At 70.3% G+C, this 15,599-nt stretch carries 16 protein-coding genes; 7 read left to right on the forward strand and 9 right to left on the reverse strand.

Features of this window, described 5'->3' with window-relative positions; translation table 11 throughout:
- From GWI24_RS26250 to GWI24_RS26265, 4 genes are all read left to right on the forward strand, one after another.
- The coding region (locus tag GWI24_RS26250) for a DAK2 domain-containing protein (RefSeq protein WP_210948376.1) at positions 1 to 342 on the forward strand (342 nt) is incomplete at its 5' end.
- Positions 339 to 803, forward strand: coding sequence for a ribose-5-phosphate isomerase (locus GWI24_RS26255; RefSeq protein ID WP_210948377.1), 465 nt, complete (start codon positions 339 to 341; stop codon positions 801 to 803). The genes GWI24_RS26250 and GWI24_RS26255, both read left to right, overlap by 4 nt.
- A gap of 96 nt (positions 804 to 899) precedes the next feature.
- Entirely contained in the window at positions 900 to 1,649 is a 750-nt protein-coding gene (locus GWI24_RS26260; protein ID WP_247616905.1) for a DNA alkylation repair protein, read from the forward strand.
- A 15-nt stretch (positions 1,650 to 1,664) separates the two neighbouring features.
- Positions 1,665 to 2,510: a BtrH N-terminal domain-containing protein gene (locus GWI24_RS26265; RefSeq protein WP_210948389.1), complete on the forward strand. Its 846-nt coding sequence runs from the start codon at positions 1,665 to 1,667 to the stop codon at positions 2,508 to 2,510.
- Here the strand turns inward: GWI24_RS26265 and GWI24_RS26270 are convergent.
- From GWI24_RS26270 to GWI24_RS26280, 3 genes are all read right to left on the reverse strand, one after another.
- The gene (locus tag GWI24_RS26270) at positions 2,434 to 3,267 is read right to left on the reverse strand and encodes a class I SAM-dependent methyltransferase (protein WP_308344034.1); all 834 of its coding nucleotides are present in this window, start codon (positions 3,265 to 3,267) and stop codon (positions 2,434 to 2,436) included. The genes GWI24_RS26265 and GWI24_RS26270 overlap by 77 nt on opposite strands.
- 107 nt (positions 3,268 to 3,374) lie before the next feature.
- On the reverse strand, positions 3,375 to 4,373 hold the full coding sequence (locus GWI24_RS26275) for a glycoside hydrolase family 64 protein (RefSeq protein WP_210948379.1): 999 nt from the start codon (positions 4,371 to 4,373) through the stop codon (positions 3,375 to 3,377).
- Between the two features lie 216 nt (positions 4,374 to 4,589).
- A complete protein-coding gene (locus tag GWI24_RS26280; protein WP_210948380.1) occupies positions 4,590 to 5,507 on the reverse strand; it encodes an alpha/beta hydrolase in 918 nt (305 codons plus the stop codon).
- Positions 5,508 to 5,737: 230 nt separating this feature from the next.
- Here GWI24_RS26280 and GWI24_RS26285 point away from each other — a divergent pair, with 230 nt between their 5' ends.
- Positions 5,738 to 6,607 carry a helix-turn-helix domain-containing protein gene (locus tag GWI24_RS26285; RefSeq protein WP_210948381.1) on the forward strand — a complete coding sequence of 290 codons (870 nt, stop codon included), beginning with the start codon at positions 5,738 to 5,740 and terminating at the stop codon, positions 6,605 to 6,607.
- 10 nt (positions 6,608 to 6,617) lie between these two features.
- On the opposite strand, the gene GWI24_RS26290 is transcribed toward GWI24_RS26285, so the two are convergent.
- Positions 6,618 to 7,193, reverse strand: a complete 576-nt coding sequence (locus GWI24_RS26290) for a TetR/AcrR family transcriptional regulator (RefSeq protein ID WP_210948382.1) — start codon at positions 7,191 to 7,193, stop codon at positions 6,618 to 6,620.
- 94 nt (positions 7,194 to 7,287) lie between these two features.
- Between GWI24_RS26290 and GWI24_RS26295 the strand changes: the two genes are divergently transcribed.
- Complete coding sequence (locus tag GWI24_RS26295; protein ID WP_210948383.1) at positions 7,288 to 8,061, forward strand: oxidoreductase; 774 nt, start codon at positions 7,288 to 7,290, stop codon at positions 8,059 to 8,061.
- A gap of 66 nt (positions 8,062 to 8,127) precedes the next feature.
- Here the strand turns inward: GWI24_RS26295 and GWI24_RS26300 are convergent, their stop codons facing one another.
- Genes GWI24_RS26300 through GWI24_RS26310 form a run of 3 tightly spaced genes read right to left on the reverse strand, consistent with a single transcriptional unit; the run spans position 8,128 to position 11,656 of the window.
- Positions 8,128 to 9,756, reverse strand: a complete 1,629-nt coding sequence (locus tag GWI24_RS26300) for a VWA domain-containing protein (protein WP_210948384.1) — start codon at positions 9,754 to 9,756, stop codon at positions 8,128 to 8,130.
- On the reverse strand, positions 9,753 to 11,021 hold the full coding sequence (locus GWI24_RS26305; protein WP_247616906.1) for an AAA family ATPase: 1,269 nt from the start codon (positions 11,019 to 11,021) through the stop codon (positions 9,753 to 9,755). Before GWI24_RS26305 ends, GWI24_RS26300 begins: the two co-directional genes overlap by 4 nt.
- 8 nt (positions 11,022 to 11,029) lie before the next feature.
- On the reverse strand, positions 11,030 to 11,656 hold the full coding sequence (locus tag GWI24_RS26310) for a TetR/AcrR family transcriptional regulator (RefSeq protein ID WP_210948385.1): 627 nt from the start codon (positions 11,654 to 11,656) through the stop codon (positions 11,030 to 11,032).
- A gap of 70 nt (positions 11,657 to 11,726) precedes the next feature.
- Between GWI24_RS26310 and GWI24_RS26315 the strand changes: the two genes are divergently transcribed.
- Positions 11,727 to 13,373 carry an FAD-dependent monooxygenase gene (locus tag GWI24_RS26315; protein ID WP_210948386.1) on the forward strand — a complete coding sequence of 549 codons (1,647 nt, stop codon included), beginning with the start codon at positions 11,727 to 11,729 and terminating at the stop codon, positions 13,371 to 13,373.
- Positions 13,374 to 13,388: 15 nt separating this feature from the next.
- Here the strand turns inward: GWI24_RS26315 and GWI24_RS26320 are convergent, their stop codons facing one another.
- Positions 13,389 to 14,384: an aldo/keto reductase gene (locus GWI24_RS26320; RefSeq protein ID WP_210948387.1), complete on the reverse strand. Its 996-nt coding sequence runs from the start codon at positions 14,382 to 14,384 to the stop codon at positions 13,389 to 13,391.
- Positions 14,385 to 14,468: 84 nt separating this feature from the next.
- The coding region (locus GWI24_RS26325; RefSeq protein ID WP_247616907.1) for a chitinase at positions 14,469 to 15,599 on the reverse strand (1,131 nt) is incomplete at its 5' end.

The following is a 15,599-nucleotide window of genomic DNA, read 5'->3' on the forward strand; positions in this document are numbered from 1 at the left end:
GAGGAGTTGGCGTCCGCCGCCGCGGAAGCGCTCACCGCCGTCACCTCGCTCGGCGGGGCCGAAGTGGGCGACAAGACACTGGTCGACGCCCTCGCGCCGTTCGCCACCGCCTTCGCGACGGGGCTGCGGAGCGGAGCCCCGGTGTCCGAGGCGTACGCGTCCGCCGTGGCCGAAGCCCGTACGGCCGCCGAGAACACCGCCGGGCTGCGCCCCCGCCTGGGCCGTGCCCGCCCCCTCGCCGACCGCAGCGTCGGCACCCCCGATCCCGGAGCCACCTCACTCGCCGCGGTGCTGACCGCGGTGGCCACTCTCCGCGCGACGACAGGAAGCGAGTCCGTATGACCACCGCGCATGCCTTCCGGATCGTCGTCGGCTGCGACGACGCCGGTTACGACTACAAGGAAGTACTCAAGCGGGATCTGCTGGCCGACCCCCGGGTCGCCGAGGTCATCGATGTCGGCGTGGGCAGCGACGAGCACACCGCCTATCCGCATGTCGCGGTGGAAGCGGCCCGCCGCGTGGCCGAAGGCGCCGCCGATCGCGCCCTGTTGGTGTGCGGCACCGGCCTCGGCGTGGCCATCAGCGCCAACAAGGTCCCCGGCATCCGCGCGGTCACCGCCCATGACAGCTACTCCGTGCGCCGCTCGGTCCTCAGCAACAACGCCCAGGTGCTCTGCTTCGGCCAGCGCGTCATCGGCCTGGAGCTCGCCCGCGCGCTTACGGATGACTGGCTCGCGCAGAGCTTCGACGAGACCTCCCCGTCGGCGGAGAAGGTCGCCGCCATCCGGAGCTACGAGGGCTGACCGTGGGCGGGCCGGCGGCGGACGCCGCGGCCTGCCCGTGCCGCGCTCGGCGCCGAAGCCGATCGTCGCCCAGCCGGTCTCCCGCACACTGTGAGCATGGCAATGAACGTGGCGGCGGCGGCCGACGAGCTTCTGGGGTCCCTCGCGGCGAGGGCCGACGCGGACTTCGCGGTCAGAACGCAGCGCTACTTTCCGCAGAAGATCCGCGTGCTCGGGGTGCGCAATGCCTCCGCCGTGAAGATCGCGAACGACTACTTCCGCGAGAGGCCGGACGTCCCCCCGGCGACGAGACTGGCTCTCGCGGAAGAAGTCCTGTCGCGCGCCTCCTACCACGAAGAGGTCCTGCTGGGATTCGCGCTCCTGCACAAGGTCGCGAGGGCCGGGCTGGGCGGCGAGCTGCTGGACCGCTGTGAGCACTGGCTCGGATCGTATGTGTCGAACTGGGCGCAGTGCGACGACCTGTGCCTGAAGTTGCTGTACCCGTTCTTCCGCGGACACCTCGATCAGATCCCTCGGACGCGAGCCTGGGTCGAATCCCGGTCCAGCTGGGCGAGGCGCGCCGCGAATGTGGCCGTCGTGAAGTTCGTCCGGCGCGAGGTGGGGCGGTCGATGTTCGAACTGCCGCTGTCCCACGTCTTCGACAACTGCACCCGGCTGATGCACGACGACGATGTGTATGTGCAGAAGGGCTGTGGCTGGCTGCTCAAGGTCACTGCCGAGGTTCATCCGGACGAGGTGGCCGGGTTCCTGCGCATGTGGCATACCGAAATGAGCCGCGACACGTTCCGGTATGCGATCGAAAAGATGGACAAAGAGACGCGAGCTTCCCTGATGGCGCTGGGGTAGGCTCACTGCAACCTTCTGCGGCAGCGCGATATCGACCTGTCGGAGCCGCTTGTCTTCGGCCTCGGCAGCGGTCTGTCATTCGGCTACTGGCATACGAAGAAGATGCCGACGCCATTCATCGGGGGCCGAATCAACCCCGACCGGTTGACTGCCAATATCACCGATTCGCTGGGCCTGCGGTTGACCGTTCGGGAGACGTCTTCGCTGAGGCGGGCCCGCGAGCAGCTGGTCCACGAGCTGGACTCGGGGACCGTGGTCGGCCTCAAGCTCGACCGCTTCCACCTCGACTACTCCACCGACCGCTACCGGTTCGCGGCCCACTACGTCGCCTGTGTCGGGTACGAGGACGACAGGTTCGCCCTGGTCGAGACCAGGCCACTGGGGCTTCAGTGGACCTCCGGCCACGCCCTGGCACGCGCCCGCGGCGCGCGCGGTCCGATGAGCTCACGGAACCTCTCGTTCACCGTCAAACCTCCCGAGGGCTCGCTACCCGAACTGGGTGACGTCGCCCGCCAATCCATTCGGACGACGGCCGAAAACTTCCTCAACCCCCCGATCTCCAACTTTGGATTCAGGGGCATGCGCAAAGCCGCCGATCTCACGGGTGTCCCTGAATTCCGTGACCTTTCGGACGCGTACCGCGTGGTGTCGAGGAAATGGACCGACGTGGCGGAACTCCTCCGCGAAGCGGGAACCGCCTCCTCCCGTGGCCCCATTGATCATGCGGCAAAGCTGGTGCATGAGCTCGCCGAGGAGGAGCGCTATCTGATCCGTCAGAAGGGCCCTAGTGCCGCCCGGTGCGCTGTCCGACCCGGAGGACGCTCAGATAGCGGCGTGACGCCCGGTCACCCATTCGGGTAAGGATGCGCTCGGCGATGGCGTCGAGCAGGGGCTCGCGGACATCGGGGTCGAGTCTCCGGTAGAGCGACGTCGAGCGAAGGTGATCGGCGAAGCCTTCCCCGTTGAACCACTGAACGGTCGGGTACCAGCGCACGATCGTTGGGCCGAACAGGCCGCCGGGGTCCTCGACCAGCCCCCAGCCCTCGTCGGTGCCGCGTACGTCGTCCTCGAGCGGCGGATGGCCCCAGCCAGGGTTCCCGGGGCAGAACCGCTCGTGGAGATCGGCGGTCTCGGCGTACACCTCCGGCTCTCCCGGCCGGCGGACAACGACGTTGCCGAGCAGCGCCAGCCGGCCTCCGGGACGGAGCACGTCGTGCGCTCGACGCCAGCCGATCGACGGGTCGACCCAGTGCCAGGAGGACGCGGCCACGAGGGCATCGAAGCGTGCGTCGCGGTCGTCCCACTCCTCGAATGTCGATGTCTCGACTTCGACGTCGGGGAAGGCGGCGAGCCGTCGGCGAGCGAGTGCGGCCATTTCCCGGCCCGGCTCGACGGCGGTCACCGAGCATCCGAGCGCTGCCAGCGAGCGCGTCGCCTGTCCGGTGCCGCAGCCCACCTCCAGCACCGACGACCTCTCGTCCATGCCGGTGATGTCGACAAGGTCCGCGAACAGCTCGTCGGGGTACCCCGGCCGGACCCGGTCGTAGACCTCCGCCACCTCGTTGAACACCCGACCGAGGTCTCGTCGATGCGCGTGCGTCTCCGGATCACCAGTCACGAGCGCACAAGCTATGAGGCTCATTCACGGGGACGCCACTGGTTGAATCGGCGGTGCCCGCCGGCCGGGCGGCCGGCGGGCACCGGGTGGGGGGACGGGTCAGCGGGTCACCAGCCGACGGCTACCTCGAGCCACTGCGGGTCGTTGTGCGAGACGAAGGAGGACTGGCCCGCGAAGTCGTCGTACGGGAAGCCGTAGGCGAGCTTGTCGATGGCGTGGTCGTGCCAGAACTTGGCGTAGTAGTTCGCCGGTGCGTCCTTGTAGTACTGGCCCGGATCCGACCACTGGTCCTCGGGCAGTTGCGCCACATGCCGGTTCAGCGCCGAGCACTTCCCCGCTTCGTTGGCCAGCACACCGGCGCAGCCGAAGATGTCGGACGTGGGTGCGTCGATGCCGACCGTCTTGGCGTAACCGCTCATGTAGTCCGCGTACTTGCCGCCCGCCCGGAAGTCGGGCACGCTGCCCGGCGCGAGGATCCGGTACGGCTTCTCGACCTCGGTCAGCGATGCGAACTCGGGCGGCATGGCGTCGGCGAACTTCTTCCAGGTGGCGTCCCGGTCCTCCTGGAACGTCTCGTAGTCCTCGCCGACCTGTGCGTCGAAGCCGTCGTGGGCGTGCAGTCGCATCGCCAGCTTCAGCGCGAACGCGTCCACGCGGGTGGTGTTGCCGTTGAAGACGTCGTCCCCGACGGTGAACTCGATGAAGTCGGAGTACTTGCTGTCGGGCGAGCCGAGGTGGAAGTACATCCGGCCCGCGGAGTTCGCCGGCATGTCGAGCGTGGGCTGCTCGGCGATCGAGTGTGTTTCGTTGTTGAACGTCCAGAAGACCTGGTCGTCCGGGTACTTTCCGTTCGTCCGGTTGAGGATCTTGACGGTGAGGACGTTCTTCGCGGGCGGGATGGTGCTCGTGTCGCCCCAGAAGTCGTCCGGCGGCTGGCCTTCGGCACGGGCGCTGTAGCGGCCGTTGTGGCTGTTGTGGCCTTCGGTGTCGGCGGCGGCCGACGGCATGGCGCCGAGGGAGCAGAACGTGGCGAGTGCCAGCGTGGCCGCCGCGGCGAGGCGGGCGGGGCCTCGGCGCCGGAGCGGCGGCAGTGCGGTGGGGGGCATGGTTCTCTCCTGGTGTGGGGGTAGGGCGAGGGCAGGTGGCCGCCCGCCGGGCGGCCCCCGTGTCCAGCCTTGACGAGCACTCAGGGCACCGACGCAACGCGGCGGGTCATGAGTGAGAGCGCTCTCACGAAGAGTTGTCGCGTTTCATGTCCTTGTCAAGGAGTTGGTCTTCAAGAAGTGAAGTGACCCTTGATCGCGGGCGGGGGTGGTGGGTGGTCAGCCGACCAGGTGCTCGGCGAAGAATGCGGTGAGTGCGGCCACGGCGGGGGTGACGTATTCGTCCCTGTCGTACAGGTCGATGTGGGTGGCGCCGTCGATGATGACCAGTTCCTTGGGCTCGGCCGCCTTCTCGATCGCTTCCCTGCTGAAGTAGGCGGTCTCCGCCTCCGAACCGGCGATCATCAGCAGGGGGCGGGGCGAGATGAGCCGGATCATCGCGTACGAGTCGTACTGGGCGATCAGGTCGATGCTGCGCAGCACCCATCCCTGGTTCGCGCGGGGGTGGTAGCCGCGCGGGGTGCGGTAGAACTCGTACGTCTCCCGGAACTGCCGGGTGGCGGTCTCCAGCAGTTCCTCGGCGTTGTCGGGAATCCACGCCTCGAGCCGAGGGGCCGCGCCGTGTGCTTCCGCGGTGCGCAGTGCCCCGGCCTGGTCGAGCATGGCCTGGAGGACCGCCGGGTCCTGTGTGCGGCCCAGACCCTCGCGGAACACCGACCCGAGGTCCCCGGCGCTGACCGTGGCGACGCTCTTGATGCGGTGGTCGGTCTGCGCGGCGTAGGGAACGTAACCGCCGGACGCGCAGATGCCCAGAGCCCCGATACGGTCCGGGTCGATGTCGTCACGAGTGGTCAGATAGGTCACGGCGGACTTGATGTCCTCGGCTCGCTGGAAGGGGTTCTCCAGACCTCGCGGCTCGCCCTCGCTCTCGCCCTGGTAGGCGGCGTCGAAGACGAGCGCGGCGAACCCTGCGCCGGCCAGACGCTCGGCGTAGACGCTCGGGCTCTGTTCCTTCACACCGCCTCCGGGGTGGGAGATGACAACGGCCGGCAACCGGCCGCCGGTGTGGTCATCGGGGATGAAGAGAATCCCGGCGATGGCGAGGTGGTCGCTGGGGAAGGTGACGTTGGCCTTCACGGTTCTGTGGCTCCTGGGTGGGGGCGGGTGAGGAAGTGCCGTGACCGCGGACAGGGCGGATTCCTCCGGTGGGGCCGTCCGTCTCGGGGCGGGCCGTCCGCCGGTCATGTCACCGACATTCGCACGCGGTACGGAGGCGGGTAAGGGGCGTCCTCTGTCCCCGGACAACGCTGTCCTGGGACACGCCAGGCCCCCTGTCACGGGCCTCGTTGTTTGTCAGACTTGTGGCTATGAGCAGCAGCGACGCGCACCACAGCGAACTGGGCGCCTTCCTCAAGGCGCGGCGCAGGGAGCTGAGCCCGGCCCGGGTCGGGCTGCCCGATTCGGCGGGCAGGCGCAGGGTCAAGGGCCTGCGCCGGGAGGAAGTGGCCCTGCTGGCGTCGATCAGCCCCGACTACTACACGCGTCTGGAGCAGGGCCGCCGCCAGGCTTCCGAACCGGTACTGGACACCCTCGCGCGCGTTCTCCGGCTCGACGACGGCGAGCGTGCCTACATGTTCGAACTGTCCGGCCGGGACGCCGCCCGGCCCCGTCGGCGCACCACGCAGAAGGTCCACCCGCAGCTGCGGCGGCTGCTGGACGACCTCGCCACCACGCCGGCCGTCGTCCTGGGCCGGCGTACGGACATCCTCGCCTGGAACCCCATGGCCGCCGCACTGTTCACCGACTTCGCGCGCATCCCGGTGGAGAAACGCAACTTCGTACGGCTTGTTTTCCGCGAACCGGCCATCAGAGCGCTGTACCCGGACTGGGACTGGGTGGCACAGACCAGCCTGGCGCAGCTGCGCATGGAGGCCGCCAGGGACCCGAAGGACCCACGGCTGGCCAGACTGGTGGGCGAGCTGTCACTTCAGGACCCCGACTTCCGGCGGTGGTGGGGCGCCCATCGTGTCGCCGTCCAGGGCACGGGCACGAAAGTCCTGCACCATCCGGTCGTCGGCGAGCTCACCCTCGACTGGTCCTTCCTCACCTGCGCCGACGACCCCGACCAGCAGCTGATCACCCTGACCGCCGAGCCCGGCACACCCAGCCACGACCGGCTGCGCATCCTCGCTTCATGGGCCGCGCGATCCGTCGGCCACCCCGTGGCAGACGGCTGACGCAGGCCGTTCAGCTACGGCTCGCCGCGCCGTAGCGCAGCCCGTCATAGAAGATCGCGGTGATGCGTACCGCATCGTCCTCCCACCCCTTGGCGCGCATTCCGCAGATGCCGCCGAGCGCGCGCAGAAGGACGCGTCCGCTGACGCCGTGGCGGATGGCACCGGCGGCAACCCCCGCGGCGAGCAGCTCATCAAGGGCACGAGCCATCTCGGCGCGCGCGTCGTCGAAGATCGGGGAGTCCGTCGCCATGATGCTCTCCAGCGCCTCGGCCATGCCTTTGCCCACGGCCGAGTGCTCCACGAGCAGCAGGAGGAAGCGGCGCAGAGCCTCGTCCGGGGCGTACTCCGCGAGCAGCCGAGCAGGGGCCGCGCAGAGCTCGGCGACCTCCTGGCGGTACACCTCCGCGACCAGCGCTTCGCGCGTCTCGAAGTGGCGGTACAGCGTGCCGACCGCCACCCCGGCTCGCCGGGCGATCTCCTCCACGTGGGCGGCGGCGTCGCCGGTGAGGAATGCCTCACGGGCCGCGGCCAGGAGCGCTTCGCGGTTACGGCGGGCATCGGCGCGCAACGGGCGTGATGACGGCAACAGTCCTCCATAAGGTGAGTCGGACTCCGGTTGTGTGTGCAGTTTCCGTAGCCGGTTTCCGGAGTCCAGTTCACCTTACTGAAGGAGTACGCGCATGACGATCGTGGATGAGGGGCTCAGCGGCCTGCGGGTGCTGGTCACCGGTGGCAGCCGTGGACTGGGAGAGGCGACGGCCCGTCGCTTCGCCGCGGCCGGCGCGACCGTACTGACGGCCTCGCGCACCGCGCCCCCCGAAGACCTGCCGGCCACCTTCTTCCCCGTGGACCTGCGGTCCGAGGAGGGCGTGGCGGACCTCGGCCGACGCGTGCTGGACAGCGTCGGTGGCATCGACGTCCTGGTCGACAACGCGGGAGCCGCGACCGCCCCGATGCCGACCCTGAAGCGGTCCGACGCGTCCTGGCTCGCCGACCTGGAGATGAACCTGCTCAGCGCCGTCCGGATCGACCGGGCCCTGGTTCCCGGGATGGTCGAGCGCGGCTCCGGCGTCGTGGTACACGTGTCCTCGATCGCGAGTCGGCTCCCACAGCGTGCCGACGCGTCGTACGCCGCGGCGAAGGCAGCGCTCAACGCGTACAGCCGCGAGCTGGCGACAGAGGTGGGAGAGCACGGCGTCCGCGTGGTGTGCGTGCTGCCCGGCTTCGTCGCCACGGAGGGAGCGGTCGGCCATCTCCAGCAGATGGCCGACCGCCAGGGGGTCGCCTTTGACGAGGTGAAGCAGCAGATCGTGGACCAGCTGAAGGTGCCGATGGGGCGTCCCGGTGAACCCGAGGACGTCGCGGAGATGATCGCGTTCCTCGCCTCCGACCGCGGCAAGTGGCTCACCGGGGCCGAGTTCCGGGTCGACGGCGGCATCATCCCGGTGGTCTGAGCCGTACTCCACACCCGCGGCATGAGGAGGAACAGCCACCAGCCCGGCGAACCGCCGGTGGCGCGGTCAGATCACGCGGAAGAGGTCGGCGGCCGCGTGGACGTCGGTGAGGTCCTCGATGGAGCGGAGGTTGTCGCACAGTGCCTCCAGGACCGAGCCGGTCTCGGCGGCACGCGGGGCGCCGATGGCCACGCCGAAGACCCGGAAGCCCAACCGGTGTTTGGCGTCCTTCCAGCCGCGCATCCACTCCTCGGTGACACCGCATTCGTCGTCGGTGATCATCACGATGTCGCCGCGTGTGCGGGCGGCGTCGTTGAACTCCTCCTCCAGCAGCCCGGCGGCCGCCGTCAGCGGTGCCTGGTAGCTGGTGCCGCCGCCGAGGAAGGTCTCCGCGAAGTCGAGGATCCGGTCGATACCGGCGGGCCGCGGCGCGTCGGCGGGGAAGCGGAAGACCTGGAGCTTGTCGGCGGCGGAGAACAGGATGCCGACGAAGTCACGCCCCGCGTGGCGGGCCTGGTCCAGCAGCGCCAGGGCGCACGCCTTGGACCACGCCTCCCGGGTGACGCCGCCGGGCCCCGCCGCGTACATGGAGTGCGAGGTGTCCACGCACGCGATGATGGCGCCCTGGCCGGTGGTCTGCTCTCCCTGGGCGTCGTAGAGCATCAGCTCCCCGGCGGCGTAGCGCGCGGCGAACACGGCGCGCAGCTCGGGCAGGCCGAGGCCCGCCAGCTCGGAGGGGATGACACGGGAGAGGTCGTTCCCGAGCGTGACGCCGACCAGCTCACCGGTGGCGTTCTCCATCTTGCGGGCGCGCTCACCGTCGGCCATCTGCCGGAAGCGGCCGATCAGTTCGGCCCACCGGGCGAGGCGGCCGGTGCGCAGCCGCTCGGCGAGCCGGGCGCGCTCGTCGAACGGCATCCGCTCCAGCCGGCCGGGGGCCACGCCCCATGCCCGCATCACCGCGGCCTCCTCCCGTACCGCCTCGGCGGCCTTGCCCGCCGCGTTCCGCGCGGCGGCGCGGATGCCGGGGGCCGCCGCCGCGAGGGCCTGCGTGGCGTGCTGGGCGGCTCGCCGCGCAGCGGCGTCGGAGGCCTCGGCGGCGTCGATCGCCCGGCGTACGGCGTCGGCGGCCGGGGACGGCACGGTGCCGTCCCTGCCGGCCTCGTCCGCGGCCCGCTGGAGCGCCTCGTCCACGGCGGCCGCCGCGCCGTCGGCGTCCTGCTGGGCCCGGTTCGCCCGCTCGGCCCGCTCCCGGGCCTCCCGGGAGCGCTCCAGCATCCCGCGCACCGCGGCGGCCTGGGCGAGCACGGCCATGGCGGCGGCGTACGGGTCGCCGGCCGTCTCCCGGCGCAGCTCGGCGAACTCCGGTGACTCCACCAGTGACGAGACGACCTGGTGGTTCACCAGCCGGGAGGGGGTCATCTCGGCGCGCTCGCGCAACCGCGGCCTGACCTTGTAGGCGGCCAGGAACACGTCGGTGAGGAGGTCGGTGGCGTGGTCGTGGCGCTCGGTGAGCTCCTCGGCCACCTCGCGCAGTCCGGCCGACTGCTCATAGGTGTCGCGCCAGGTGATCCGGTCGAACCGGTCCGCGACCACGGCCGCGGTGTGCCGTACGAGAGCGGTGGCGGACCGGCCCAGCCACGTTCCGGCCCGGCTCGCCAGTTCGTCGAGCGCGGGCTCGTCGCGCTTGCTCACAGCTGGGCCTGCACCATGCTCGCGTCCACGCCGAGGGCCTCGGTGAGCACACGGGCCCGGACGGCGCGCTGGCGGCCGGTGACCCGGTCGATGGCGGCGGTCGAGCGACCGGCCCGCGCCGCGTCCTCGCGCAGCTTCTCCAGCCGCTTCCCCGTCATGGCGAGCTTGTTGTGGGCCTGTCTGATGACCCACTCGCTCAGCGCCTCGCGGGACTGCCCGGCCATGGCGTCGAGCTGGGCCTCCAGCTCATCGAGGGCGTCGGCGAGGTCGAGCGCCTCCTTGGCGTCGGGGTTGACCAGGTGCAGCACCTCGCGCTCGACGGTCGGGCGTTCGGCGGGGGAGTCCCACAGCACATGCGTCAGCACCGACAGGTCGGTCTCGGCGACCGCCGGGCGGCCGTCGAGGTACGCGGACGCCTGGAGCAGGCCCACCGCCTGCCGCCAGCGGCGGTCGGAGGCGATGAGTTCCTTGCGGCGCAGGGCGGCCCGCAGCGTGCACACCGCGTCCACGATCGCGTCGGGGACGTCCACGGCCGGGACGGCCTCGGCCACGGCGTGCCGCAACGCCGCGAGCTCGACCGTGGTCCGTGGCGGTGTCGCCGGGCGGCTGACGGCGGAGCGGACCAGCGCGGCGAAGTTCGAGGGGTCTTCCAGGTACCCGACCTCGATGCGCACCAGCAGCCGGTCGTAGATCGCCGCCGAGTCCTCTCCGCCGGGCAGTTCGTTGCTCGCCGTGATGGCCCCGATCAGCGGGCAGCGGATCGGCTCGCCGCCGTTCTCGGGGTGGTAGATCCGCTCGTTGAGGAAGCCCAGCGTCTCGTTGAGCGCCGCCGTGGAGCACTTGAAGATCTCGTCGATGAACGCGATGTGGGCGGTCGTGGCACGGCCGTCGTAGACCTGGCGGTACTCACCCCGGGCCAGCGCGGCCACGTCGATGGGACCGAACATCCGCGTGGGCGCGGTGAACTTCGACAGCAGGATCTCCCAGTACGCCGCGCCCTCGACCCTGCCCGTGAGGTCCCGGGCCAGCTCGGACTTCGCCGTCCCGGGCGGGCCGAGCACCAAGGAGTGCTGCCCGGCCAGCAGCGTCACCACCAGCGTCCGCACCACGTCGGCGCGCTCGTAGAAGCGGTCCGACAACTCGTCGGTGATGGCCCGCAGCCTCTTGGCGGTGTCCTGCGCGTCCGGCGTGTCGTGTGCGTCCACGTCCTGTGTGTCCTGTGTGCCCGGCGTGTCCTGCGCGTCCGGCGTGTCGTGTGCGTCCATGCCGACATTCAACTCCCGGCCCGCGACGCCCTGTTCAATCCCCCCGCCAGCGCGTCGAATGCGAGCGCCAGACGACGTTGATGCGCGGCACCGACTTCGTCGATGTCCGCTCCGGCGAGTCGTCGCTTCACCGTGTCGACGGCAACCGTGCGGTACGCGGCGACGAGCAGGGCCGCGGTCAGCGTGCTGTCGCCGGAGAAGCGAGTGTCGGCGTCGAGTTCCGCCGCGAGTGCCTCCTCCATCTCGGCCGCGAAGAGGCGAAGCCGTGCGATCAGCGCGGGGGACGCCATCACGGTGCGCAGAAACGGCTCGACACCCTCCCCGAGCCCGGACAGCACATGGCGTTCCGTGGCCAGTGCGAGGGCGGCTCGGCGCATGGCTTCGACGGGCTCCAGGTCATCCGCGCGCTCGCGGAGCACGGTGCGCACGGTGTCGAGGGCCTCCGGAAAGCGGTCGAACAGGAGGTCCTCTTTGCGGTCGAAGTGTGCGAAGACCGTCACCTTCGACACTCCGGCGGCCGCGGCGACCTCGTTGATGGTCACGTCATCGAACCCGCGCTCCAGAAACAGCTGGGTTGCGACGGAGGCGATGCGAGCCCGGGTCTGCGCTCCGCCACGGTCCCCTCGATTCGGCATGTGACAACGCTAGCCCTTCCCGTTACCTTTATCGAGTAAGTTTACCGGGTAAAGGCAGAAGGAGCGTGTCATGCGGCGCAGCGATGTGATCGTCGTCGGAGCCGGGCCCACGGGCCTCTTCCTCGCCGGCGAACTGGCGCTCCAGGGCGTACGGGTGATGGTCCTGGAGCGGCTCCGGGAGCCCGATCCGACGATCAAGGCCGGGTCGATCAATGTCGCCGGCGCGGAAATCCTCGACCGGCGCGGGCTGTTGCCGGCCGCGGAGGATGTGCAGCGCCGGCTGCTGGCGTCCGTCGGTGCCTTCGCCGGCCATGGCCGGAAGAACGCCCTCGTGAACCAGCTGGACCGGGATGCGGGGGGCGCGCGCCGCTTCCCGGTCGCCGGGCATTTCGCGGGCATGCTGTTCCGCGATGAGCTGGTCGATCAGGGCGATCCGGCGCTGGCCGCGCACACCGCGGCCTCGGGCGGCGTCCTTGTGCCCCAGTACGATCTCGAGCTGCTGCTCGGGGAGCACTGCGCCCGTCTCGGCGTGGAGGTCCGCCGGGGTGTCGAGGTGCACGGTGTACGCGGTGTGCGTGGTGTAGGTGGCACGCGACCCGCGGAAGCGGACCTCACCGAGGACGCCGATGTCGTGGTGGAGACCAGCGCGGGTGAGATGACGGCCGGGTGGGTCGTCGCGGCCGACGGCGGCCGCAGCGCGATCCGCAGGCAACTGGGCATCGGCTTCACCGGCACCGATCCGCAGCTGGTGGGGTACCAGGCGGTGGCCGATTTCGACGACCCCGGCGAGCTGAGCCGCGGCTGGACGTGGACACCCCGCGGCATCTACGCCTATGGCCCGATCCCCGGGCGCATTCTCGTCGCTCGCTTCGGCCCGCGGCCGCAGGACCGCGACGCCCCCGTCACGCTCGACGAACTCCAGGCGGTGATACGCGATGTCACCGGGGTCGATGTGACGCTCAAGGGCCTGCGCGGCCGTGCGACCCGCTGGTCCGACAACGCCCGGCAGGCCCAGTCCTACCGTCGCGGCCGGGTGCTGCTCGCGGGCGATGCCGCGCATGTGCACGCGCCGTTCAGCGGCCAGGGGCTGAACCTCGGCCTCGGCGACGCGGTCAATCTCGGCTGGAAGCTCGCCGCGACCGTGCGGGGACACGCTCCGGCCGGACTGCTCGACAGCTACGAGAGCGAACGCCACCCGATCGCGGCGTGGGTGCTCGACTGGACGCGGGCGCAGGTCGCCCTGATGCGTGGCGACGAACACACCGCGCGGCTGCGCGAGGTCGTCGGCGGTGAACTGTTCACCGTGCCGGGCGTGATGAACCGCGTGGTCGCGCTGACGTCCGGTATCACGCAGCGCTATGACGTGGCGGATGGGGCGGCGGGGCCGGTCGGCTCGATCGCCGGGGATGTCGCGCTGTCCTCCGGCGACCGGCTCGCCGACCACGCCCACGACGGCCGTTTCGTCCTCGTCGACCGTTCACCCGACGGGCGCTTCGCCGAGGCCGTGCGCCCGATGGAGCACCGGATCGCGTACGTGGCGGATCCCGCCCCCGCCACGTCGCCACCCAGCCTGCTCGTACGTCCCGACGGTGTCATCGTCTGGGCCGACTCACGCGACACCGCCTCCGACGCCGCCACGTCCGACACCGCCACGTCCGACCACGGCGTCCTCAAGGAACTCGACGCCGCGATTCAGCGGTGGATCGACACACACTGAGCATGCCGTCTCCGCTCACCGCCCCAGGATCCGGTCGACATCGGCCATCTGCCCGGCCGTGAGCGGCCCCTTCGCGATCGCGCCCGCGTTCTCCTCGGCCTGGGCGACCGTACGGAAGCCGGGGATCGGGATCGTCCGCGGGCTGCGGGCCCAGATCCAGGCGAGGGCGCCCTGCGCGAGGGTACGGCCGTCGCTGGTGAGGATGGACCGAAGGGCGTCGACCCGCCGCAGCCAGGCCGGGTCCGCGCCCGCGTTCGCGATGAACCCCGGCAGCCAGGCGGGCGGCGCGTTGCGGATGTCCCCGTCGTCCAGGGCGCGTCCGGCGGTGTGCTTGCCGGCGAGCAGCCCCATGGCGAGGGGGCTGCGGTTGATGCTGGCGAGGTCCGACTCGGCGCAGAGCGCGAGAAGTTCGGGCGCGTCCTGGAGGATGTTCAGGCGGTGCTGGACGGCCGCGCAGTGCGGGCCCTCGGCGAAGACGGCGGCCCGGGCGGGGTCATCGGTGCTCCACGCGTACGCGCGGATGAGCCCCTCGCGCACCAACTCCTCGCAAACCTCGCGGAGTTGGACGGCCCGTTCGGGGTCCGCGTCGGAGATGTGGAGCTGATACAGGTCGACATGGTCCGTGTTCAGGCGTTGCAGCGAGGCTGTCAGGGCGCGGCGTACATGCTCCGGGGAGTCGTCCTGGCCCTCGCGGATCCGGGTCCGCTCGTCGAAGACATTGCCCCATTTCGTGGCGACGACGACATCGCCGCGGTGCTTGCCGAGGGCGCGGCCGAGCACGCGTTCGCTGTGGCCGGTGCCGTACGCGTCGGCGGTGTCGAAGAAGGTGACGCCGAGGTCGAGTGCGCGCCGGATCGCGCGCACCGACTCGTCGTCGTCGACCTTGCCCCAGCCCAGGGGCTGCCCGTCGGTGGACCGCCACTCACCGCCGATGGCCCAGCAGCCGAAGCCGAGGGGGCTCACGTCGATGCCGCTGCGGCCCAGCGTTCTGTTGTGCGCCATGGTCTCCATGCCGGTGAACGGTAGGAGTTGAAGCGCACACGAAGGCAAGCCCCGGTCATGGGCGCCACCGGCGCCCATGACCGGGCCGATGGCTCAACGGCCGTAGTAGCTGTCGAAGTTCTTCGAGAACTCGCTGCCGTTGAAGCCGTCCCAGTTGATCGACCAGGCCATCAGCCCGCGGAGGGCGGGCCAGCTGCCGTGGGGCTCATAGCCGCCGCAGTCGCTCTTCTTCGTCAGGCAGTTGAGGGCCTTGGTCACATCACCGGGCGTGGTGTGGCCGTTGCCCGCGTTGGGGCTCGCGGGCAGACCGATCGCCACCTGGGACGGGTCCAGCGCGGGGAAGACGTTGTCGGTGTCGCCCGCGACGGGGAAGCCGCTGAGCAGCATGTCGGTCATCGCGATGTGGAAGTCGGCATTGCCCATATTGTGGAACTGGTTGTCGAGCCCCATGATCGGTCCGGAGTTGTAGTCCTGGACGTGCAGCAGGGTGAGATCGTCCCGTAGCGCGTGGATGACCGGCAGATACGCCCCGGAGCGGGGGTCCTGGCCGCCGGAGGGGCCCGAGCCGTAGAACTGGTAGCCCAGCTGTACGAAGAAGGTTTCCGGAGCCATGGTGAGGACGAAGTCGGATCCGTACTTCGCCTTGAGCGACTTCACGGCCGCGATGAGATTGACGATCGAGGGGGTCTTCGGGTTCTTGAAGTCGGTGTCGCCGTCGTCCAGTGACAGCGAGTGGCCCTCGAAGTCGATGTCGAGGCCGTCCAGTCCGTACTTGTCGATGATCGCCCCGACCGACTCGACGAACTTGTCGCGGGCGGCGGTGGTGGTGAGCTGCACCTGACCGTTCTGCCCGCCGATGGATATCAGCACCTTCTTGCCCGCGGCCTGCTTGGCTTTGATGGCGGCCTTGAACTCGTCCTCCGACTCGACGTTCGGGCATTCGCTCTGGGGGCAGAGGCTGAAGCGGATGTCGCCGGAGGTGGTGGAGGTGGGTTCGCCGAAGGCCAGGTCGATGATGTCCCAGCTGTCGGGGACGTCGGCCATCCGGGTGTATCCGGAGCCGTTGGCGAAGCTCGAGTGCAGATAGCCCACGAGCGCGTGCTCGGGGAGTGCCGCCTTCGTGGTGGCGGAGGTGGTACCCGCGTCGGCGGTCGTCGTCGAGACCGTGGCGAGCAGCCCGGCCGCGGCGACGGAGGCGCACACGCCGGTCAGGACCTTCTTGCT

Source organism: Streptomyces sp. MK37H (assembly GCF_018035285.1).
Lineage (GTDB): Bacteria > Actinomycetota > Actinomycetes > Streptomycetales > Streptomycetaceae > Streptomyces > Streptomyces endocoffeicus.